This window comes from Alitibacter langaaensis DSM 22999, from assembly GCF_003096995.1.
GTDB classification, from domain to species: domain Bacteria; phylum Pseudomonadota; class Gammaproteobacteria; order Enterobacterales; family Pasteurellaceae; genus Exercitatus; species Exercitatus langaaensis.
In genome coordinates this window covers 1-22,811 of record NZ_QENU01000022.1, presented here as the reverse complement: position 1 = coordinate 22,811, position 22,811 = coordinate 1, and the positions used below count along the sequence as shown (strand labels likewise).

At 42.0% G+C, this 22,811-nt stretch carries 20 protein-coding genes and 2 pseudogenes; 12 read left to right on the top strand and 10 right to left on the bottom strand.

Annotated elements, in window-relative coordinates:
- Both C8D76_RS09520 and ribA read right to left on the bottom strand, forming a co-directional pair.
- Positions 1 to 101 (bottom strand): annotated as a pseudogene (locus C8D76_RS09520) (IS1595 family transposase); the annotation flags it as partial.
- A 148-nt stretch (positions 102 to 249) separates the two neighbouring features.
- Complete coding sequence (gene ribA / locus C8D76_RS09515; RefSeq protein ID WP_116632542.1) at positions 250 to 900, bottom strand: GTP cyclohydrolase II; 651 nt, start codon at positions 898 to 900, stop codon at positions 250 to 252.
- 82 nt (positions 901 to 982) lie between these two features.
- Between ribA and C8D76_RS09510 the strand changes: the two genes are divergently transcribed.
- Complete coding sequence (locus tag C8D76_RS09510; protein ID WP_116632541.1) at positions 983 to 1,726, top strand: phosphatase PAP2 family protein; 744 nt, start codon at positions 983 to 985, stop codon at positions 1,724 to 1,726.
- A 37-nt stretch (positions 1,727 to 1,763) separates the two neighbouring features.
- A complete protein-coding gene (gene nagK / locus C8D76_RS09505) occupies positions 1,764 to 2,672 on the top strand; it encodes an N-acetylglucosamine kinase (protein WP_116632540.1) in 909 nt (302 codons plus the stop codon).
- A gap of 179 nt (positions 2,673 to 2,851) precedes the next feature.
- Here nagK and prfC read toward each other — a convergent pair whose 3' ends face one another.
- Positions 2,852 to 4,432: a peptide chain release factor 3 gene (prfC, locus tag C8D76_RS09500; RefSeq protein ID WP_116632539.1), complete on the bottom strand. Its 1,581-nt coding sequence runs from the start codon at positions 4,430 to 4,432 to the stop codon at positions 2,852 to 2,854.
- A 242-nt stretch (positions 4,433 to 4,674) separates the two neighbouring features.
- Here prfC and C8D76_RS09495 point away from each other — a divergent pair, with 242 nt between their 5' ends.
- Both C8D76_RS09495 and C8D76_RS09490 read left to right on the top strand, forming a co-directional pair.
- On the top strand, positions 4,675 to 5,535 hold the full coding sequence (locus C8D76_RS09495; protein WP_116632538.1) for a phosphoribosylaminoimidazolesuccinocarboxamide synthase: 861 nt from the start codon (positions 4,675 to 4,677) through the stop codon (positions 5,533 to 5,535).
- 71 nt (positions 5,536 to 5,606) lie between these two features.
- A complete protein-coding gene (locus C8D76_RS09490) occupies positions 5,607 to 6,419 on the top strand; it encodes an NAD-dependent epimerase/dehydratase family protein (RefSeq protein WP_116632537.1) in 813 nt (270 codons plus the stop codon).
- A gap of 87 nt (positions 6,420 to 6,506) precedes the next feature.
- Here the strand turns inward: C8D76_RS09490 and serS are convergent, their stop codons facing one another.
- The 7 genes from serS to C8D76_RS09455 form a co-directional block, all read right to left on the bottom strand.
- Entirely contained in the window at positions 6,507 to 7,799 is a 1,293-nt protein-coding gene (gene serS / locus C8D76_RS09485) for a serine--tRNA ligase (protein ID WP_116632536.1), read from the bottom strand.
- A gap of 86 nt (positions 7,800 to 7,885) precedes the next feature.
- On the bottom strand, positions 7,886 to 9,229 hold the full coding sequence (locus C8D76_RS09480; RefSeq protein WP_116632535.1) for a replication-associated recombination protein A: 1,344 nt from the start codon (positions 9,227 to 9,229) through the stop codon (positions 7,886 to 7,888).
- A gap of 59 nt (positions 9,230 to 9,288) precedes the next feature.
- Positions 9,289 to 9,993 carry an outer membrane lipoprotein periplasmic chaperone LolA gene (lolA, locus tag C8D76_RS09475; RefSeq protein WP_116632534.1) on the bottom strand — a complete coding sequence of 235 codons (705 nt, stop codon included), beginning with the start codon at positions 9,991 to 9,993 and terminating at the stop codon, positions 9,289 to 9,291.
- A 55-nt stretch (positions 9,994 to 10,048) separates the two neighbouring features.
- Entirely contained in the window at positions 10,049 to 12,793 is a 2,745-nt protein-coding gene (locus C8D76_RS09470) for a DNA translocase FtsK (RefSeq protein WP_116632533.1), read from the bottom strand.
- Positions 12,794 to 12,798: 5 nt separating this feature from the next.
- Positions 12,799 to 13,278: a leucine-responsive transcriptional regulator Lrp gene (gene lrp / locus C8D76_RS09465; RefSeq protein WP_116632532.1), complete on the bottom strand. Its 480-nt coding sequence runs from the start codon at positions 13,276 to 13,278 to the stop codon at positions 12,799 to 12,801.
- A gap of 188 nt (positions 13,279 to 13,466) precedes the next feature.
- A complete protein-coding gene (gene radA / locus C8D76_RS09460) occupies positions 13,467 to 14,849 on the bottom strand; it encodes a DNA repair protein RadA (RefSeq protein WP_116632531.1) in 1,383 nt (460 codons plus the stop codon).
- Between the two features lies 1 nt (position 14,850).
- Entirely contained in the window at positions 14,851 to 15,894 is a 1,044-nt protein-coding gene (locus C8D76_RS09455; protein ID WP_116632530.1) for a CYTH domain-containing protein, read from the bottom strand.
- Positions 15,895 to 16,086: 192 nt separating this feature from the next.
- On the opposite strand from C8D76_RS09455, the gene C8D76_RS09450 reads away from it, so the two are divergent.
- The 8 genes and pseudogenes from C8D76_RS09450 to C8D76_RS09415 all read left to right on the top strand — a co-directional run.
- Positions 16,087 to 16,767, top strand: coding sequence for a TIGR00153 family protein (locus tag C8D76_RS09450; RefSeq protein WP_116632529.1), 681 nt, complete (start codon positions 16,087 to 16,089; stop codon positions 16,765 to 16,767).
- A 28-nt stretch (positions 16,768 to 16,795) separates the two neighbouring features.
- Positions 16,796 to 18,058, top strand: coding sequence for an inorganic phosphate transporter (locus C8D76_RS09445; RefSeq protein ID WP_116632528.1), 1,263 nt, complete (start codon positions 16,796 to 16,798; stop codon positions 18,056 to 18,058).
- 60 nt (positions 18,059 to 18,118) lie between these two features.
- Positions 18,119 to 18,727: a TIGR04211 family SH3 domain-containing protein gene (locus C8D76_RS09440; RefSeq protein WP_116632527.1), complete on the top strand. Its 609-nt coding sequence runs from the start codon at positions 18,119 to 18,121 to the stop codon at positions 18,725 to 18,727.
- Positions 18,728 to 18,741: 14 nt separating this feature from the next.
- Positions 18,742 to 20,001 carry a multifunctional CCA addition/repair protein gene (locus C8D76_RS09435; protein ID WP_116632526.1) on the top strand — a complete coding sequence of 420 codons (1,260 nt, stop codon included), beginning with the start codon at positions 18,742 to 18,744 and terminating at the stop codon, positions 19,999 to 20,001.
- A 45-nt stretch (positions 20,002 to 20,046) separates the two neighbouring features.
- Positions 20,047 to 20,670: a lipoprotein insertase outer membrane protein LolB gene (lolB, locus tag C8D76_RS09430; protein ID WP_116632525.1), complete on the top strand. Its 624-nt coding sequence runs from the start codon at positions 20,047 to 20,049 to the stop codon at positions 20,668 to 20,670.
- Positions 20,670 to 21,581, top strand: a complete 912-nt coding sequence (gene ispE, locus C8D76_RS09425; RefSeq protein ID WP_116632524.1) for a 4-(cytidine 5'-diphospho)-2-C-methyl-D-erythritol kinase — start codon at positions 20,670 to 20,672, stop codon at positions 21,579 to 21,581. The genes lolB and ispE overlap by 1 nt, the downstream gene beginning before the upstream one ends.
- Positions 21,582 to 21,608: 27 nt before the next feature.
- Positions 21,609 to 22,556: a ribose-phosphate pyrophosphokinase gene (locus C8D76_RS09420; RefSeq protein WP_116632523.1), complete on the top strand. Its 948-nt coding sequence runs from the start codon at positions 21,609 to 21,611 to the stop codon at positions 22,554 to 22,556.
- 154 nt (positions 22,557 to 22,710) lie between these two features.
- Positions 22,711 to 22,811: pseudogene (locus C8D76_RS09415) on the top strand (IS1595 family transposase); the annotation flags it as partial.

The following is a 22,811-nucleotide window of genomic DNA, read 5'->3' as shown; positions in this document are numbered from 1 at the left end:
CCAAGTAAATCTGCAGCTGAGCGAGCCGTGACTTCTAGCACAAAAAATTCAAGTAATTTTCTCTGTATAGATTTCTTTAGTTTACAATGAGTTATCTTCATTTTTGTAGATTAGCATAGTACCTAATCTACGTCAGCCCCAATAATTTTACCCGCCAAGAAAAAGCCCGAGTTTGTTTGCTCGGGCTTTTAATTTTTGTTTTTTTGACCGCACTTAATGGGATTATCAAATAAGTGCGGTCAATTTTGCTTATTTTTTAGGGATTTCCGACTGACAATGTGGGCATTCTAAAAAGTGTTTTTCATTATTATGCACAATATAATGCCCCATTTTTTTCGCTTTGGTATCAAGGTATTCCGTGTTGTAGCGATTTTCCCCCACATTCAATGGCACACGTTCCACCACATTGATGCCCGCGTTTTTCATTGTGTCGATTTTTTCTGGATTATTGGTGAGCAAACGCACGGCTTTCACGCCTAATTGTTCAAACATATCCGCACACACTGAAAAATTACGCTCATCCGCTTTAAAGCCTAAGGCTAAATTGGCTTCGATCGTATCCATTCCTTTGTCTTGCAAGGAATACGCACGGATTTTATTAATCAAGCCGATACCGCGCCCTTCTTCACGATGATAAATCAACACGCCACGCCCTTCTTCACTAATTTGGCGTAACGCGCTAGCAAGCTGAAAACCGCAATCACATTTTAAACTATGCAAGGCATCGCCAGTTAAACATTCTGAATGAATGCGCGCTAATACAGGTTTGCCATCGGTAACATCGCCCATTACTAAGGCGACATGTTCCTTTTTGGTATCTGGAAATTCAAACCCAACAATTTTAAAAATCCCGAATTCTGTCGGCAAAGTGGCTTCTGTCACTCGCTGAATTTTTGTCATAAATAAATCCTTATCCTTTCCTATCTAGCAGTGCTAAAATATGGCTCTTATTACTCGTTTTTATTACTAATTGGAGCAAACCATGTTAAAACGCCTGTCATTATATACTTTTTTACTTTGCCTTGTACCGATTTTTAGCTGGCTTTTTCATTGGCAATGGCAAGGAGATCAAAGCCTCACGCCATTCGATCATTTCTTATATTGGCTAACAGAAACTGGCAGCACTCCTTTCGCCATTATCACTTGTGGTATTTTGGCTCTGCTCTTCTTCCCTATCTTTCCAAATCGTCAAAAATGGATCTTAGGCGTTTGCATTATGGCATGCTCAATGGTTGCCACGCAGGGGATCAAAACCTTGGCAAAAACATTGTTTGCTGAACCGCGCCCTTATGTTATCGCTTTAGCAGAAAAATCAGATATTCCCACAGACTATTTCTACGACAAAACCCAAGATGAACGAAAAGTCATTGTGAACCAATTTTATGCAGATAAAGCAGAAACACCAAGCTGGCTTGTACATCACCGAGAAAATGAAGTCAATTATTCATTTCCATCAGGACACAGCATTTTCGCTGCAGCATGGTTATTACTCGCCGTTGGCTTCACAGAAATCTTTGGGCGCTGCAAAACAGGCTCTAAAATTCTTGTAGCTGGCGTTTTCCTATGGTCAATACTAATGTTAGTGAGCCGTTTACGCCTAGGCATGCACCACCCGATTGACCTCTTTGTCAGTATTTTATTGGCTTGGATTATCCATTGTGTTTTATTTCTATTTTTACAAAAGAAAGCGATATTCAGCAAAGAATTGCATCCAAAGTGCGGTTAAAATTTGAAAAATTTTATAACAAATAAAAGGTGATGAAATGTTATACGGATTTGATATTGGTGGCACAAAAATCGAACTAGCGGTTTTCAACGATAAACTTGAAAAACAATACAGCGAACGCGTTCCCACCCCCAAAGACAGCTATGAACAATGGCTAAATGTGATTGTGCAATTAGTCGAAAAAGCCGATAAAAAATTCGCTTGCAAAGGTTCTGTCGGCTTAGGTTTGCCGGGGTTTGTGAATCACGAAACTGGCATTGCTGAAATCACAAATATTCGCGTTGCTGATAATAAGCCGATTCTGCGAGATTTGTCGGCACGCTTAGGGCGTGAAGTGCGGGCTGAAAATGACGCAAACTGTTTTGCATTATCCGAAGCATGGGACGAATCAAACCAACAATATCCTTTCGTGCTTGGGCTCATTCTTGGCACTGGCTTTGGTGGTGGCTTAATTTTTAACGGAAAAGTTCACTCTGGCAAAGTGGGAATGGCAGGCGAATTAGGGCACATGCAACTCAATTATCACGCCTTAAAATTGCTCGGCTGGGACAAAGCCCCTATTTACGAATGCGGCTGTGGCAACAAAGCCTGCCTTGATAACTATATTTCTGGTCGAGGCTTTGAAATGCTGTATCGAGATTTACAAGGCGAAGCACTTTCAGCGAAAGAAATCATCAAACAGTTCTACGCTGGCGAGCAAAGTGCGGTCAAATTCGTTGAAATTTTTGTAGAACTTTGCGCAATTTCTCTCGGCAATATCATCACCGCACTAGATCCCCACGCAATCGTTCTAGGCGGTGGTTTATCAAACTTTGACTACCTTTACCAAGCATTCCCTAAAGCTTTACCTAAACATCTCATGCGCAGTGCCAAAGTGCCTGTCATTAAAAAAGCAATCCACGGAGACTCAGGCGGCGTACGAGGCGCAGCCGCGCTATTTTTGTAGAAATAACGATCAAGCCAGCGCCCAAATATGGAACTAGGCTGGCTTATATAGAAAAATATGCTACAAAAAATGCGTATTCATTCATAAATTACATTTTATGTTATACCTTTTAGTATATCCCTTGCTTAAAAACTAAAAGAGCGGTCTTAAACCGCTCTTTTTTACTGACTATTTTGAAATTAATGTTCACGAGTTTTGAAGAATGTTACGTCTGGATAACGTTCTTGTGCAAGGTTGAGATTCACCATTGTTGGGGCGATATAGGTTAAATTATCGCCACCATCTAAGGCCAGGTTTTGTTCATTTTTGCGTTTAAATTCTTCAAATTTCTTCGCCTCGGCACATTCTACCCAACGGGCGGTTGCAACGTTCACATTTTCATAAATCGCTTCGACGTTATATTCTGATTTCAAACGTGAAACCACCACATCAAACTGTAGCACGCCCACTGCACCAACGATCAAATCATTATTCATTAATGGGCGAAATACTTGCACCGCCCCTTCTTCTGAAAGCTGCACTAAGCCTTTTAGCAGTTGTTTTTGTTTGAGTGGATCTTTTAAGCGAATACGGCGGAATAATTCTGGCGCGAAATTAGGAATGCCAGTGAATTTTAAATCTTCACCTTGAGTAAAGGTATCCCCAATCTGAATTGTGCCGTGGTTATGCAAACCAATAATATCCCCTGCATAGGCTTCATCAGCGTGGGTACGGTCGCCAGCCATAAAGGTTAGCGCATCTGAAATCACCACATCTTTGCCAAGGCGTACGTGTTTCAACTTCATCCCTTTTTCGTATTTACCCGATACCACACGCATAAATGCCACACGGTCACGGTGTTTAGGGTCCATATTCGCTTGAATTTTAAACACAAATCCAGTGAATTTTTCCTCCGCACTTTCCACCAAACGAATGTCCGATTGGCGTGCTTGCGGTTTTGGCGCCCATTGGGTTAAACCGTCTAGGAAATGATCAACACCGAAGTTGCCTAATGCGGTGCCAAAAAAGACTGGCGTTAACTCACCGTTAATAAACAAATCATGATCAAACTCATTTGAGGCACCTTGCACCAGTTCCAATTCATCACGCAATTGTTGCGCTAAATCGTCACCGACTGCGGCGTCTAGTTCAGGATTATCCAAGCCTTTGACAATACGCACTTCTTGAATCGTCGAGCCTTGTCCTGTTTGGTATAAATAGGTTTCATCTTTATACAAATGATAAACGCCTTTAAATAATTTTCCGCAACCAATCGGCCAAGTAATCGGCGCGCAGTGGATTTTTAGCACGCTTTCCACTTCGTCTAATAATTCCATCGGATCGCGAATATCACGGTCGAGTTTATTCATAAAGGTGATAATTGGCGTATCACGCAAACGGGTGACTTCCATTAATTTAATAGTCCGTTCTTCCACCCCTTTTGCCGCATCAATCACCATTAAACAGCTATCTACGGCGGTTAGCGTGCGGTAAGTATCTTCGGAGAAATCTTCATGCCCCGGGGTATCAAGCAGATTCACCAAGCAATCGTTATAGGGAAATTGCATCACCGAGGTGGTAATAGAAATCCCACGTTGTTTTTCCATCTCCATCCAGTCGGATTTAGCATGTTGGCTTGAACCTTTGCCTTTCACAGAACCTGCGGTTTGAATCGCATTTCCGTACAAAAGCACTTTTTCTGTAATCGTGGTTTTACCCGCATCGGGGTGAGAAATGATCGCAAAAGTGCGACGTTTATTAACTTGTTGAGGATAATTCATGATGTCTTTCGTTTAATAGCTATCTAAATAAAATAATGATCGGCGTATTTTCGGTTATTTTGCATAGTGGCGCAAGGTTAAATCCATAAATGACGGTCTGAACAGGTGAATTTCTGCGAAAATTCACTCAATCGCGCAAATTTCAAACTACATTATTTTGCGATTAAATTCGTATGCAAACGTTTGCTAAATGCGTTATAATTTTTCGCAATGTTCACTGATGACAACAAAGGGCAAACAAAATGACAGAATTAAGTCTAAAAAAAATCTATTCCGGCAAAGTCCGTGATCTCTATGAAATTGATGATAAACGTATGCTGATGGTCGCCACCGATCGCTTATCAGCATTTGACGTGATTTTAGATGATCCGATTCCACGCAAGGGCGAAATTTTGACCCAAATTTCAAATTTCTGGTTCAAAAAATTAGCGCATATTATGCCAAATCATTTTACTGGCGAAACTGTTTATGATGTATTGCCTAAAAATGAAGCGGATTTAGTGAAAGATCGCGCTGTCGTCTGCAAGCGTTTAACCCCGATCAAAATTGAATCTATCGTACGCGGCTATCTAACTGGTTCAGGCTTAAAAGATTACAAAAAAACCAGCACGATTTGTGGTTTGAAATTGCCAGAAGGCTTAGTGGAAGCAAGCAAACTACCTGAACCGATCTTCACGCCATCAAGTAAAGAAGAGGTTGGCGATCACGATATTAATATTTCTTATGAAGAATGCGAAGCCAAAATTGGTAAAGAATTAGCGGCAAAAGTTCGCGATTCAGCGATTGCACTTTACAAAGAAGCCGCTGCTTACGCCTTAACCAAAGGCATTATTATTTGCGACACAAAATTTGAATTCGGGCTAGATGAAAATGGCACGTTAACCTTAATGGATGAAGTGTTAACTCCAGATTCTAGCCGTTTTTGGTCTATCGACACTTATCAAGAAGGTACAAACCCACCATCTTTTGATAAACAATTCGTCCGCGACTGGCTAGAACAAAGCGGCTGGAATAAACAAGCCCCAGCGCCAAAAGTGCCTGCGGATGTTATTCAAAAAACCGTGGATAAATATCAAGAAGTATTGGATTTATTAACAAAATAACCCTTATAAGTGTGGTCAAAATTTGAAAAATTTTTTATTTTTTGACCGCACTTTGTCTTAAAAGGATTTGTATGCGATCAGTTGCGATTATTGGATTAGGTTGGTTTGGCTTGCCGCTGGCAAGGGATTTACGCAATTTAGGCTGGGAAGTGAAAGGCAGCAAACGCACCCACGAAGGCGTGGAAGAAATGCGCTTGTGGCGATTAGAAACTTATCAGCTCGAACTAACGCCCGAAATCAATGCGGATCCCGATGAGCTCCATGCCCTGCTCGCCGTTGACAGCCTTGTGATAAATCTGCCACCTAGTGATTATTTTTTTGATGCCCATAATTATATTCAAGGCATTGAAAATCTGGTCAATGAAGCCCTACTCTATGGTGTACAACATCTTATTTTTATCAGCTCTAGCTCGGTATTCCCACAGGCTGATGGCATATTTAATGAACAAAGCCCCGCCGATGAAAATTCTACTTTATATGAGATTGAGCAAATGCTCTTTCAATTTGATGACATTGATGTGGATATTCTGCGTTTTGGCGGCTTAATTGGCAATGATCGCCACCCTGTCTATCAGATGAGTGGAAAATCTTATCCGCAAGGCAATTCGCCAGTGAATTTAGTGCATTTAGAAGATTGTTCTCGTGCGGTACAGCTCTTGCTCGAAACGCCAAGTGGCCACCGTTTATATCATCTTGTGGCACCGCAACATCCAAGCCGTGCAAGCTATTACAGCGCCGTCGCTAAAAAACTAAGAATAGCGCCACCCAATTTCGATTGTTCAAGCCAAGATCCGCAACGCATTATTGACGGCAAGAAAATTTGCGATGAGCTCGATTTTGTCTATCAATATCCTGATCCTTATTTGATGATCAATCATCCTTAATAAAAATTATTTCTCCACAAATAAAAACGGTCGATTCCAAATTTATGTGAAATCGACCGCACTTTTAGCTAATCAGTTCGTCTAATTTTACTTACCAATCACCGCTAAACCGCCCATATATGGACGCAATACTTCAGGCACCGTAATTGAACCATCGGCATTTTGGTAGTTTTCTAATACTGCGACTAAAGTACGCCCAACTGCCAAACCAGAACCATTTAAGGTGTGAACTAATTTCGTTTTCTTATCTGATTTTGAACGGCAACGTGCTTGCATACGACGCGCTTGGAAATCCCACATATTTGAGCATGATGAAATTTCACGATAAGTATTTTGCGCTGGCACCCAAACTTCTAAGTCATAAGTTTTGCATGAACCAAAGCCCATATCCCCTGTGCAAAGCAACACTTTACGATATGGAAGATTGAGTAACTGCAATACTTTTTCCGCATGACCCGTCAATTCTTCCAAGGCTTCCATTGATTTTTCAGGCTCAACGATTTGCACCATTTCCACTTTGTCGAATTGGTGCATACGGATTAAACCGCGGGTATCACGACCATAAGAACCTGCTTCTGAACGGAAACACGGCGTATGTGCGGTCATTTTAATTGGCAAATCTTCCACTGCAATAATTTCATCACGCACTAAGTTAGTCACTGGCACTTCTGCGGTTGGAATCAATGCGTAAGGCACTTCGCCTTCTAATGGGTTTGTATGGAATAAATCTTCGCCAAATTTTGGCAGCTGACCTGTGCCATAAAGGGTTGTATGGTTCACTAAATAAGGTACATAGGTTTCGGTGTAACCGTGCTGTTCGGTATGTAAATCCAACATAAATTGCGCAAGAGCACGATGCATTTTAGCAATTTGCCCTTTCATCACCGCAAAACGCGCACCGCTTAATTTCACGCCTGCAGCAAAATCTAAACCGCCTGCAAGATTTTCACCTAAAGTAACATGATCTTGTACTTCAAAATCAAAAACGCGTGGCGTTCCCCAGCGTAGGATTTCTTTGTTTTCAGTATCATCTTTGCCTAATGGCACTTCATCTGCTGGAAGATTTGGAATGGTCAGCGCAATAGTGTTTAATTCAGCGGACACTTCATCAAATAAGGCTTTTGCTTGGGCAAGTTGAATACCCATTGAATCCACTTCTTCAAGCAAAGGTTCGATATTTTCGCCACGGGCTTTCGCCGCCCCAATTGCTTTTGAACGGGCATTGCGCTCTGCTTGTAGGCTTTCAGTTTTAATTTGTAATTCTTTACGTTGTTCTTCCAACTCCGCTAAACGCGCGGTATCTAAGTCAAAATTACGTTTTTCTTTTAATTTTTGTGCAATTTCCGCGAGATTATTACGCAGTAAATTTGGATCAATCATAGTGCTACCTTATTTTTACATAAAATTTATTGTTAAAGTGCGGTCATTTTAGCGCGAATTTTGGGAAAAATACAGCATAGGAACACCTACTTTTTCCAGCGTATCCTGTCGCTTTGCTTATCTTGCTCACGCAACCAATCTAATTTTTCTTTCATTTTAATTTCCATGCCACGGTTAGTCGGAAAATAAAATTGCGTGTCTTTCAGTTCTTCAGGGAAATAATTCTCACCAGCGGCATAGGCATTGGGTTCATCGTGAGCATAACGATATTCTGCGCCATTGCCCATTTCTTTTAATAATGTCGTTGGTGCGTTAGTGAGATGGCGTGGCACGTCATAATCTGGGGCTTGTTGCGCCAACGCTTTCGCTGCATTGAAGGCGTTATAAACCGCATTACTTTTCGGCGCAATCGCCAAATACACAATCGCTTGCGCAATTGCACGCTCCCCTTCTGCCGCCCCAACGCGGGTGAAACAATCCCAAGCTGCAAGGGCAACTTGCATTGCGCGCGGATCAGCATTGCCCACATCTTCTGAAGCGATGGCAAGCAAACGGCGCGCCACATAAAGCGGATCGCCACCCGCTGTGATAATTCGCGCATACCAGTATAATGCGGCATCGGGCGCTGAGCCTCGAATCGATTTATGCACGGCAGAAATGAGATCATAAAAACGATCGCCGCCTTTATCAAAACGCGCTTGCCGTTCGCCTAATACTTCGGTGAGCAAAGTGCGGTCAATTTTCTTGCCATTTTCGCTCTCTGCTGCCATATCCACCATAAGCTCTAAGCAGTTTAAAGCAAAGCGAGCATCGCCATTCACATAATCCGCTAAATAGACCAGCAAATTCTGCTCTAAATCCAACCGCACTTTGCCTAATCCGCGCTCTTTGTCATCAATCGCTTGCTGCAATACTTGTTGAATATCCGCTGGGGTAAGAGATTTTAAAATGTAAACGCGCGCTCGTGATAACAGCGCATTGTTTAATTCAAAGGAGGGATTTTCTGTTGTCGCTCCGATAAAAATAATGGTGCCGTCTTCAATGTGGGGCAAAAATGCATCTTGCTGACTCTTGTTGAAACGATGAACTTCATCCACGAATAAAATCGTGCGGCGATCCGCTTGGCGATTAAGTTTAGCACGCTCAATCGCTTCTCGAATTTCTTTTATGCCAGATGTGACTGCAGAAATCCGTTCGACTTCCGCGTTAATATGATGAGCAATAATCTCGGCTAGCGTGGTTTTTCCTGTGCCGGGCGGGCCCCAGAATATCATTGAATGGGTATGACCTGCTTCGATAGCTTTGCGTAACGGTTTGCCCATGCCAATTAAATGTTGTTGTCCGCAATATTCATCAAAGTTGCGTGGACGCATACGCGCGGCTAAGGGGCGAAAGTCATTTTCAGCAAAATCAAAAGCAAGGTTAGGCATCGGGAAATCCTTAATCAATAGAGGGCGTATTAATACTCCCTGCTATAATTTATGATTATTTATTTTTTCTTTTTACGTTGATCATCAAACTCTGCGCCTTTAGGCACGCTGAATTTGAACAAGCTTTCTGCCAATTCGTTATTATTAATGTTGCGCAACATATACAAATTTGACTGTCCGTCTTTTTCAATCGTACTGAATCCTTTTAATACGCCATTCGCATCAATACGAATATCAAATTGCTTAATGTTGCTATTTTTCGCTTTAGGTTTAAGCACAAAAGTATCGCTATTTTGGCTCACATTATATTGCTGCCAATGGGATTTTTCGTTGCTTGTGAGCAACACAAATGGCGTATTATTCACCGCATCGCTCACCCAACTTGCGGTAACCTGTTCCACAAAGGGATCATAAAACCAAAGGGTTTTTCCGTCTGAAATAATTTGTGTTTCCTGTGGTGTTTTATTTTCCATACGGAATAAATTTGGGCGTTTGATTTGAATTTTACCTGAACCTGATTGCACCTGTTTGCCATTGGCGGAGCTGACGTTTTGCGCGAAATCAGCACTAAAGGTATTCACTTTTTGTAAACGGTTTTGTAATTCGCTCGCGGCATCAGCAAAAGCGGCGGGAGCAGCTAATGTCAAGCCCAAAAGTGCGGTTAAAAATAACGAAGTTTTTTGAAACTTAGTTTTGCTAACCGCCCCTAAGGGGGAAAAAATCACATTGGTGATTTTGCTTAATGTTTTCGTTGTTTTTTGCATATTACTTTCCTTTTAAATCATTCGGTTTCTGTTTGGCTGATGAGCCGATTTTGCGCTAATAATCAGAACTATTACGCACTAACAATTCACGTCTGCCATTGCGCATTTCCGAAACAATGCCTTGCTCTTCCATTTGATCCATAATATTCGCCGCGCGGTTAAAACCAATTTTTAAACGGCGTTGGATAAATGAAGTGGACGTCATACCTGTGCTACTTACCACTTCTACGGCTTTATCAAAGAGCGGATCTAAATCATCGCTGTCGCCCGCATAGCCATTGCTGTCATCACTATTCATATCATCATCTCCTGTACTTTCCAAAATAGCAGAAATATAAGTCGGCTTGCCACGAGCGCGCCAATCATCAGCAACGCGGTTGACTTCATCATCGGACATAAAGGCACCATGCACACGCATCAGTTCGGTTGTACCGTTCGCCAAATACAGCATATCCCCACGCCCGAGTAACGCTTCTGCGCCATTTTGATCGAGAATGGTGCGCGAATCGTTGCGTTGCACCACGGTAAATGCGATACGGCTTGGGATATTTGATTTAATCAACCCTGTGATCACATCAACAGACGGACGCTGTGTGGCTAAGATAACGTGAATCCCTACTGCGCGCGCTTTTTGTGTTAAACGTGCAATCAGTTCTTCAATTTGTTTACCTGCCACCATCATTAAATCGGCAAATTCATCCACAATCAGCACAATATAGCTCATTCGATCTAAATGGGGCGCGGTGGTATCCATACTGTCAGACGGTTTCCAAAACGGATCGGGAATGCCATAACCTTCCGCTTTGAGTTCATCGATCTTATCGTTAAAACCTTCAATATTACGTACTCGCACTTGCGCCAATAATTGATAGCGGCGTTCCATTTCATCCACGCACCAACGGAGCGCATTAGCCGCTTTTTTCATATCAGTAACGACTTCCGTTAATAAATGGGGAATATCGTTATAAACCGAAAGCTCTACCACTTTCGGATCGATCATAATGAACTTCACTTGCTCTGGTTTCACACGGTATAGCAGGCTTAAAATCATTGTATTAATGCCCACGGATTTACCTGAACCTGTTGAACCTGCCACTAATAAATGTGGTGTTTTTGCCAAATCAATCACCACCGCTTTGCCTGAAATGTCTTTTCCCAACGCCATTGGCAACAATGCTTTGGAATGACGGAATTCATCGCTGTCTAACACATCGCGCAGATAGACGGTTTGGCGGTTGGCATTCGGTGTTTCAATGCCGATATAAGGCTTGCCTGGAATGGTTTCCGCCACACGAATCGCCTTAAAGGTTAAGGCGCGCGCAAGATCGGTATCAATGCTTGTGACTTTTGATGCTTTAACGCCAGGTTGTAGCTCAAGTTCATAGCGGGTTACCACAGGCCCAACCAGCACATCTTTTACCGCGGCTTTAACATTAAAATTGCGCAGCTGGGTTTCAATGCGCTGTGAAGTTTCCTGTAATTCAGCGGGCGTGATGTCTTGCGCTTGGGTAGAACGATGATCGAGCAAATCTAAACTTGGCATTTCTGTTGTTGGTTTTTCCACCGATTTCGGGCTGCCAAATAATTCAATCACTTTGTCCACGGAAATAGAGCGTAAGCCAGATTGGTTGGTTTCCGAAGTTTCATTCGCCTCATCCGTTAAATTCACACCAATTTCTCGCGCTTGCGCTTGGCGTAAATTCTCACGCTCTTGCTCACGTTGCGCAAAAGCTGCCGCAAGTTCGCTATCTTCTGGTGATTCAGTCTCAAAAAGTACGGTCTGATCTGGCGTAGTTTCCACTGGCGTAACTGGTTTTGCTGTTAGCGTCACTTCTGGAATGCGCACTGTTGGCGCTGACAAATCTTCTTCAAAAATGACCGCACTTTCATCTTTAAACGCAGGCATTTCAACTGAAGATTCCCCATAGCCCATATCCGCAATTTTCACTTCAGGCAATGCTTCTGCTTGTTCTGCTTGATAACCGCCGAGATGTGCAATATCGTCATTTTCATCATAGTCCGCCGTCATTTGTTGGGTATCTAATCCCGTAATATTGATGGTTGTGACCTGCTGCGCTTGTTCATTTGGTGTTTGTTCGTTTAATGATTGGTTATTTAGCGCTTGTTGCCAAGGGGCAATTGGCATATCCAATTCATTGGTTTCGTCTAATTCTTGCGCGGATTCAGTATTTTCTGCTTCCGCATTTTCAGCAGCCACAGGTTCTGGATCATTTTGCACGGTGATCCAATGATAAAACTTAACGATTAATCGAATCAGCGATGCGCCAGAACAAAATATAAATCCAATTATGCTAAATGCCACACTTAACAGCAAAATGCCGAATTTGCCAAGCAAGGGGAATAAATGTTTGACTAAACTGCCGCCTAACACGCCGCCAGCCAGATGATAGCTATCATTATTGAGCAATAAGGCGCACACTGTGGTTAAGCCGAGCATCAGCATCACAAAACCAAACATACGCAAGCTGAAACGCGTCCAAGTCAGGCTATCAACCCGTTTAGTGCGAATAAAATAGATCGGAGCAATACACAATAAAAATGGCAATAAGTTGCCGACTTTTCCGAAAAACACAAAGAATAAATCAATGACCCAAGCGCCTAGTTTTCCTGCTTTGTTGATAATTTCTGATTGATAGCTCGAAACCGACCAAGCGCTGTCAAAAGGGCTATAACTTGACCACGCAATAATCAAATAAAAGCCGAAAAGTGCGGTCAATCCAAACAAAAATTCCACTAAATAATGTTTTGGCGTAAAGCCATCTGCAAGTTTTCTAATCATCTTTTTTATTTTAATTGTAAATAGTTCGTTTGCTTCACTTCTTCCATCACAACGTATGTTCTGGTGTCATTCACGCCTGGTAAACGTAATAATGTGGTACCGAGTAATTTGCGATACTCTGCCATATCCGCCACACGGGTTTTGAGCAAATAGTCAAAATCGCCAGAAACGAGATGACATTCTTGAATCTCATCTAGCGCTTGCACGGCGGCATTAAATTCTTCAAACACATCAGGTTTGCCACGCACCAAAGTGATTTCCACAATAACAAGCAACGGCGCATTTAATAATTCAGGATTTAGCAATGCTCGATAGCCCATAATAACCCCTTGTTTTTCCAAACGTTTTACACGTTCTAAACAAGGCGTTGGCGAAAGCCCGATTTTTTTTGATAAATCAATATTTGAAATTTTACCATTGCGCTGCAATTCATTTAAAATTTTGATATCAATGGCATCGAGTGCTTTAGGCAATTTCTTATCCATAAAATTCCCTCCTGTGAAAGGGTAAAATTCTACCTTATTTTTCCTTTAATATCTATTTCGCCCATTTGTTGTATGCGATTTTTCATCAACACACATATTAATGAAGGGAGTTTTCCCCAAAGTGCGGTCAAAATTTGCTATTTTTTTGAAAATGTAAAATGGAATAAATCGTTCATTTTCACGAAACATTAATCAAACTGATCGAGAATATTGAGTGCGTCTACTAATTTTTTCACCGTAAAAACTTGCATATTTTCCACCGCACTTTTCGGCTTATTGCCATAAGGCACGATAGCACGTTTAAAACCGTGTTTAGCCGCTTCGGAAATGCGTTCTTGCCCACTTGGCACTGGGCGAATTTCACCGCCTAGCCCCACTTCGCCGAAAATAACTAAATCTTGTGGCAAGGGGCGATTGCGAAAACTAGAAATCAGCGCCACTAATAAGGCTAAATCCGCGCTAGTTTCTGTCACTTTGACGCCACCCACCACATTCACGAACACATCTTGATCGGACATTTGCAGCCCACCATGGCGATGCAAAACCGCCAATAATAATGCCAAACGATTTTGTTCTAAGCCCACGGCAACACGGCGCGGATTCGCCAACATTGAATGATCCACCAGCGCTTGAATTTCCACCAATAAAGGGCGGGTGCCTTCCCATAATACCATCACAGAACTGCCTGACGTTTGCTCTTCGCCACGGCTTAAAAAAATTGCCGACGGGTTTTTCACTTCACGCAGCCCTTGTTCGGTCATCGCAAATACCCCTAATTCATTAACAGCACCGAAACGGTTTTTATGGCTACGCAAAGTGCGATAGCGACTATCCGCCTCCCCTTCCAATAACAATGAACAGTCAATCGCGTGTTCCAATACTTTCGGACCTGCAAGGGTGCCGTCTTTGGTGACATGCCCCACCATAATAATTGCCACTTGGCGGGTTTTCGCATAACGGGTTAAAAAAGAAGCACATTCACGCACTTGAGCCACAGAACCCGGGCTAGATTGAATATCAGCCAAATGCATCACTTGAATGGAGTCGATGACAATAATTTGTGGCTTAAGTTGATCCGCCAAGTTACAGATTTGCTCAACGCTCGTTTCCGATAACATTTTCAATTGGTCGGGCGGTAAACCCAAACGATTAGCACGCATAGCGACCTGTTGCAGACTTTCTTCCCCTGTCACATAAAGTGCGGTCATATTTTGCGCCAATCCGCACATCACTTGTAACAATAACGTAGATTTCCCCGCGCCTGGATGTCCGCCAATTAAAATGGCAGATCCGGGAACAATTCCGCCGCCTAGCACGCGATCCAATTCTTTAAAACCGCTGCTAAAACGCGGGGTTTCTTGCAAGCTAATTTCCGCTAAGCTTTGAATTTTGGCTTGCGTTTCCCCTGCATAGCCACTAAAACGATCATTTTTAGGCACAGATTTGGCGGAAATCATCCGCACTTCGCTGATGGTATTCCAAGCTTTGCAAGCGGAACATTGCCCTTGCCAACGTGAATATTCCGCGCCACAATCATTGCATACATACACGGTTTTGGGTGCTTTTGCCATTTTATGCCACCGTGAATTTAATCAAATTAATCATACGTCTTACATACTGTCCTTGGTGCAAAAGGTTATTGAGTTTTTTCATTGCTAATGCATTATCTTTGCTCTCACTATGCAAGCGAATAATGTTGCGAATCTGTTCAAATAACCATTCATTCTGTTCAATCAACTCCATTTGGGTTTGTCCATCGAGTTGTTTTTGCTCCGCTGCGGCATTCAGTAATTGTTTCTCTTCCACAAAATAATTGGCGACATTGAAAAACGCGCCGATTCGTTCCACCGTGCGCATAAAATCCTGCGCAAAATAGTCTGGCGTGAACAAAAGTGTTTCTTCGATTAATTGCTGTTCGTAGGCAAAAAGTGCGGTCAAAATTTCTTGTGGATTTTGGCTTGTCTGTTCAATTTGTAAAAATTCGCGCCATTTTACCAACCAATCTGTCAGCGGCGGTAATTCGCCTTTTGCGAGCTGATAACCACGCTGCGCTTTGCTGGCTGAACTCAAACGCACGCCATCAGTTAAGGTAAGATTTTCCACTAAAGTGAACAAATCACGCAATTCGCCCTGTTTCAGTTCAAATTCCACTTCGCAAATCGGCGCAGTATGTTCATTGGCTTTGATTTCACCACGATCTAAGGCGACTTCAATTTCCGTATCTTTTCCACATTCAATCAACCATATTTGGCGTTCAAAATCTGTGCTAAAAATTGGCGAAACTAGTAAATCGGACGGAAATGAAAATTCCGTTATACTGTGTAATAATGCCATATCTGGCTGTGCATTTTCTAAAGGAAAATTATACTCAGGGCGAATATGCAAGCCGCCCGTCACGCTGCCATTGGTTTTCAAGGTCATCTGAAATTTTGCATTTTCTGACCGCACTCTTAAACCCATTTTTTGCCGAGCAAAATAAGCATCTTGCGTATCGTAATAGGTATTGCCCAGAAAAAACTGTTGCTGATCAATAATATGAAAATTCGTTAAGGATTGCGCAAGGTTTTCGGCAAAATTTGGGGTGACCGCCAGTTTTAATTCAATTTCATTCGACATAATTTCATTCCTATAAATAAGCTAAATTTTTCGCTATTTTTCATTGCTTTTCATCATTGCATATTCTGCAATGGCGAAAAATTAATTCTAGCATTATACATTTAAACGATGAATTTTCTCGAGTAATCAGGTAATATGCAAAAAATTTTATTTATCATTTACTATTAACCCCATTTTATTAGGAGTTTTTTCATGGCAAGAAATAATTTTCTTGGATTATTTGCCCATTCGCCATTAAAACCTTTGCAGAAACATTCTGACAAAGTGACTGAAGCCTGTGCATTGCTTGTTCCATTTATTGATGCGGTATTCGCCAATGACTGGGAAGAAGCAGAAAAAATGCGCTTAAAAATTGTTGATATGGAACATCGTGCCGATAATTTGAAACGTGAAATTCGTTTGAAATTACCACGCGGCTTATTCTTACCGATTGATCGTACCGATTTGTTAGAGCTTGTGACTCAACAAGACAAATTAGCCAATTATGCAAAAGACATCGCAGGACGTATGGTTAGCCGTCAATTCCCTGTGCCAGTCGAATTGCAAAACGATTTCAAAACCTTCCTTTGTCGCAGTATTGATGCTGCGTTTCAAGCCAATAAAATCACCCGCGAAATGGATGGTTTATTAGAAACTGGGTTTAAAGGTAGAGAACTCAACCTTGTTAACGAGATGATCAATATTTTAGATGATATTGAAGACGACACCGACAAATTGCAAATCGGCTTACGCCGTCAATTGCACCAAATCGAAGAAGGGTTTAATCCTATCGATGTGATTTCACTCTACACTATTTTTGAATGGATTGGGGTGTTGGCTGACCAAGCCCAACGTATTGGTTCGCGCATTGAATTAATGCTAGCTCGTTCATAATCATAAAACATCACATAGGACGTTTACTATGGAAGTATTACAAAATTACGGCTTAATTTTAATTATTATTACCGCTGCTTTTGCGTTTTTTATGGCATTTGGCGTTGGAGCAAATGATGTTTCAAATGCAATGGGAACATCTGTGGGTTCTGGCACAATCACCCCGAAGCAAGCTATTATTATTGCCTTAATATTTGAATGTGCAGGGGCTTATTTAGCCGGCGGTGAAGTAACTGAAACCATAAGAAGTGGGATTATTGACACAAAAGATTTTGTCACTCAACCTGACGTATTAGTGCTTGGTATGATGGCGGCATTATTTGCCTCTGGCTTATGGTTGCTTATCGCTTCACGTTGGGGCTGGCCGGTTTCTACGACCCATTCCATTATTGGTGCAATCATTGGTTTTGCTTGTATCACCGCAGGTTCTGGTTCCGTAAAATGGGGTGCGATTAGTGGCATTGTAGGCAGCTGGTTCATCACACCATTTATTGCGGGCGTGCTGGCTTATGGTATTTTCTTAGCCATTCAAAAACTCATTTTTGACACGGAAAATCCATTGCGTAACGCGCAAAAATTTGGCCCATATTTTATGGGATTAACCGTATTTGTCTTAAGTATCGTCACCGTTTCTAAAGGACTGAAACACGTTGGTTTACACTTAAACACCAGCGAAACCATCTTCATTTCATTATCATTGAGTGTCATCTCAATTCTCCTAAGTTACTTCTATTTCCGCACCAAAAAATTTATTCGTAAAGCGCGCAAAGGTGCGTTTGGAAGTGTGGAATTAGTCTTTAGTATTCTTATGTTGATGACAGCTTGTGCAATGGCATTTGCCCACGGTTCAAACGACGTTGCCAACGCTATTGGTCCTTTGGCAGCGGTTGTTACTATTATTGGCAATGGCGGCAATATTACCGCGCACGCTCCGATGGCGTGGTGGGTATTACCACTAGGCGCATTGGGTATTGGCGCAGGTCTTATTATAATGGGCTACAAAGTGATGGCGACCATTGGCACAGGAATCACTGATTTAACCCCAAGCCGTGGCTTTGCTGCACAATTCTCAACTGCGATCACCGTTGTTGTGGCATCGGGTACTGGGTTACCAATTTCTACAACGCAAACCCTCGTGGGGGCGGTGTTAGGTATCGGTTTAGCCCGTGGTATTGCGGCATTAAACTTAAATGTTATCCGCAATATTATCGCGTCATGGATTGTTACCTTGCCAGTAGGTGCATTCTTCGCCATTATTATTTATTATATTTTAGATGTAATTTTCCGTTAGTTTAAAAAGTGCGGCGAAATTGACCGCACTTTTACTTTTGTTTTGTTTAAAGGAAAGACTATGCAAAAAATCATTAAAATCACCTTATCTGCGTTATTACTTGGAGCGAGCATTAATGCGGTTGCTGAAACGGCCTATGTGACTGAAAATTTAAATACTTATTTACGCAAAGGGGCGGGCGACAACTTTAAAATCGCAGGTGCCATTCAAGCAGGCGAACCTGTTACTATCTTAAATCGTCAAGAACGTTATACGCTCATTCGTGATGGAAAAAACCGCGAAGCTTGGATCTTAAATAGCGAATTATCATCAACACCGAGCAGCAAAAATGAAAATCCTAAATTAAAAGCGCAGGTGCAAGAATTAACCGCAAAATTAGAAAATATCGATAACGATTGGAAACAACGCACGGCAGAAATGCAACGCCGTAGTGATGACAGCAATCAAAAAAGCAGCCAATTATTAGAAGAAAATTCACAACTAAAACGTGAATTAGAAATCACAAAAAATAAAAATCGCGACTTAGAAGCCTTGCTTGATGCGGGCAAACGTGAAATTGCCATTCAATGGTTTATTTACGGTGGCTCTGTGCTTGGCGTTGGCTTAATTTTAGGTTTAATTTTGCCTTTGATTATGCCAAAACGTCGCCGTAATGATGGTTGGTCTTAACATTCAAACATACTATGAAAATCTATCTTGTTGGCGGCGCTGTGCGCGATCAATTATTGGGCTTAGCTGTAAAGGATCGCGATTGGTTAGTGGTGGGTGCAACACCAGAGCAATTATTAGCTCAAGGCTACCAACAAGTTGGTAAAGATTTTCCCGTTTTTCTCAATCCCACCACAAAAGAAGAATACGCACTGGCACGAACAGAGCGCAAATCGGGGGCAGGTTATACAGGATTTATCTGTGATTTTTCCCCTGATATTAGCCTTGAAGAAGACTTAATTCGCCGCGATCTCACCATTAATGCTATTGCGCAAGATGAGCAAGGAACATTGCATGATCCCTATGGGGGAATCGCTGATATAAATCACCGCACTTTGCGCCACATTTCCCCAGCTTTTGCAGAAGATCCCTTACGAGTGCTGCGAGTTGCTCGTTTTGCTGCCCGTTTTCATCATTTAGGCTTCAGCATCGCGGAAGAAACACTCAGCTTAATGCAACAACTTGCGGAACAAGGTGAATTACAACATCTCACCGCAGAGCGTGTTTGGTCAGAAACCGCCAAAGCACTGACGGAAAAACACCCTGAAATCTTTTTTGAAACTTTGCGCAAAGTCGGCGCATTATCTGTATTAATGCCCGAAATTGCTGCGCTTTATGGCATCCCCAATCCTGCACAACATCATCCTGAAATTGACAGCTTTGTGCATACGATGATGGTATTACAACAAGCCGTATTGCTCACAAAAAACACCAAACTCAACGCAAGTGCGGTCAGATTTTCAGCAATTTGTCACGATCTCGGCAAAGCCTTAACGCCGCCTGAAATGTTGCCATCACACCACGGGCATGAAAAAAAAGGCGTTCAATTAGTGAGAAATTTAGCGAACCGCTTGAAAATCCCTACTTATATTAAAGAGCTAGCGGAATTAAGCTGTGAATATCACACCCATATTCATAAAGCCTTTGAATTGCGTCCCGACACGCTTATCAAATTGTTCAACGCTTTCGATGCTTGGCGCAAACCACAACGTTTTTTAGAGTTTTTAACGGTCTGTATGGCAGATAGCCGTGGGCGAATGGGATTTGAAAAGCGAAAATACCCACAAAAAGATTATGTATGGCAACTTTATCAAACCGCAACGCAAGTGGATGTGCAGCAAGTGATTAATGATGGTTTTGAAAAACAACAGATTCGCGATGAATTAATGAAACGCCGTATAAATGCGGTCAAAGCAAAAATCGCTGAAATTCGACCGCACTTTTTGACTAATTAGCCAGAAAACCCTAAAATACACAGGATTTTTGTTATAAGAAATATTATGAAATTCAAACCACTCTTCCCCATTCTGCTATCAGCCTTTGTTTTCACAGGCTGTTCATTAGATATTGCTGATACGCGTCCACAAGATGTGAAAACTATTTCAAAATCTGACCGCACTTGGCAGCAACATTTAGCCCAATTAAAGCAAATCAACCGCTATTCTGCTAACGGGCAATTAGGCTATATCAGCGCCACCGAACGTTTTTCTAGCCGCTTTGAATGGCAATATCAAAATGCTCATCATTACACGCTGAAACTTTATTCAACGATCAGCACCACCAGCTTGGTGATGCAAATGACAGATGCGGGGATGACAATTTCAGATAATAAAGGCAACCAACGTTCAGAACGTGATGCCAAAATGTTAGTGCGTGAAATTGTGGGAATGGACGTGCCACTTGAGCAATTTGCTAGCTGGTTAAAAGGGCAGCCAAATGAACAAGCGGATTATAACGTGGGCGAAAATCATTATTTAGCCAATTTTAGCTATCCCGTAGATGGCGTGATATGGACTGCCGATTATTTAGTCTATCACCCAACTCAACCCGCATTGCCTAAGGACATTTTGCTGAAAAATAACCAGCAAACCCTAAAAATTCGTGTGGATAATTGGAAATATTAATGAAAACTCATCATTTTTTGACCGCACTTTCAGCGCCAAGCCTATTTAAATCAGGAAATGCTTGGCGTTTCCCCAGCCCTGCCAAACTCAATTTATTCTTATATATCAATAATAAACGTGCCAACGGCTATCACGAGCTACAAACCCTTTTCCAATTTCTCGACTATGGCGATTGGCTAGAAATCAGCTTGCGTGATGATGATGAAATTCAGTTAACCCCAAATATCCCTAATTTACCCATTGAACAAAATTTGATTTATCGTGCCGCCAAAGCACTCCAACAGCAAACGGGGTGTAAATTAGGTGCTAACATTCATTTAGATAAAGTGCTGCCGATGGGCGGTGGAATTGGCGGCGGTTCCTCCAATGCAGCGACCACGTTAGTGGCATTAAATTATCTATGGCGCACTCAATTATCAAGTGATGAACTGGCTGAAATTGGTGTAAAACTCGGTGCGGATGTGCCTATTTTTATCCATGGCAATGCGTCTATCGCTGAAGGCGTGGGCGAAATCTTCCACGATTGCGAACCCGCAGAAAAATGGTATCTGGTGCTGAAACCTAATATTTCTATTTCCACTGCAGCGGTTTTTTCTCATCCTGATTTGCCACGAAATACGCCTAAACGAACAGTCGAGCAACTTTTAAATGATGAATATACAAACGATTGCGAAAAAGTTGTGAGAAATAGCTATCCAGAGGTTGAAGAAACCCTTAGCTGGTTGTTAAAATATGCGCCGTCAAGATTAACAGGAACAGGTGCTTGCGTTTTTGCAGAATTCGATGATGAACAATCAGCACGCAATGTTTTTGATATGAAACCTGAGGGCATTTCAGGTTTTGTGGTAAAAGGTTGTAACCGTTCACCACTTCATCAATGGATCGAAAAATTTCCTGACTCTTTCTTTTAAAACTAAAACCTTGAGGTTAAAACCAACATGCCTGACATTAAACTCTTCGCTGGTAATGCAACGCCAGAACTAGCAAAACGTATTTCAGAACGCCTGTATACTTCTTTGGGCGACGCTACCGTAGGTCGTTTTAGCGATGGCGAAATCCAAGTGCAAATCAATGAAAACGTGCGTGGTAGCGACGTATTCATTATCCAATCAACCTGTGCGCCAACCAACGATAACTTAATGGAACTCATTGTTATGGTTGATGCGTTACGCCGTGCTTCTGCAGGCCGTATCACTGCCGTAATCCCTTACTTTGGTTATGCACGCCAAGACCGCCGTGTGCGCTCTGCTCGTGTGCCAATCACTGCAAAAGTTGTCGCAGACTTTCTTTCTAGTGTTGGGGTTGACCGTGTGTTAACTTGTGATTTACACGCCGAACAAATTCAAGGTTTCTTTGATGTACCCGTCGATAACGTATTTGGTACACCTGTATTAATTCGTGACATTTTGAAAAAAACTGATCTGGAAAATCCAATGGTGGTTTCTCCAGATATTGGTGGGGTGGTTCGTGCACGTGCGGTGGCTAAATTATTAAATGATACTGATATGGCGATCATTGATAAACGCCGCCCGAAAGCCAATGTATCACAAGTTATGCACATTATTGGTGATGTGAAAGATCGCGATTGTATCTTAGTGGATGATATGATCGACACTGGTGGCACATTATGTAAAGCGGCGGAAGCCTTAAAAGAACGCGGTGCAAAACGTGTATTCGCTTATGCCACACACGCGGTATTCTCAGGCTCGGCAGCACAACATTTAGCCAGCCCTGCTTTAGATGAAATTGTGGTTACTGACACCATCCCATTAACAAATGAAATCAAAGCACTCGGCAAAGTCCGCGTGTTGACCTTATCGGGCATGTTATCTGAAGCGATCCGCCGTATCAGTAACGAAGAATCTATTTCTGCGATGTTTAATTAAAAGGCTAATAATAAGCAAAAGGCAGATATAAATTATCTGCCTTTTCTTTTAGTGTAATTTTATTGAACCAAATATTTAGTATATTTATTTTTAGATAATAACCAACTAAAAATTAGGGGCTGACGTAGATTAGGTACTATGCTAATCTACAAAAATGAATATAACTCATTGTAAACTAAAGAAATCTATACAGAGAAAATTACTTGAATTTTTTGTGCTAGAAGTCACGGCTCGCTCAGCTGCAGATTTACTTGG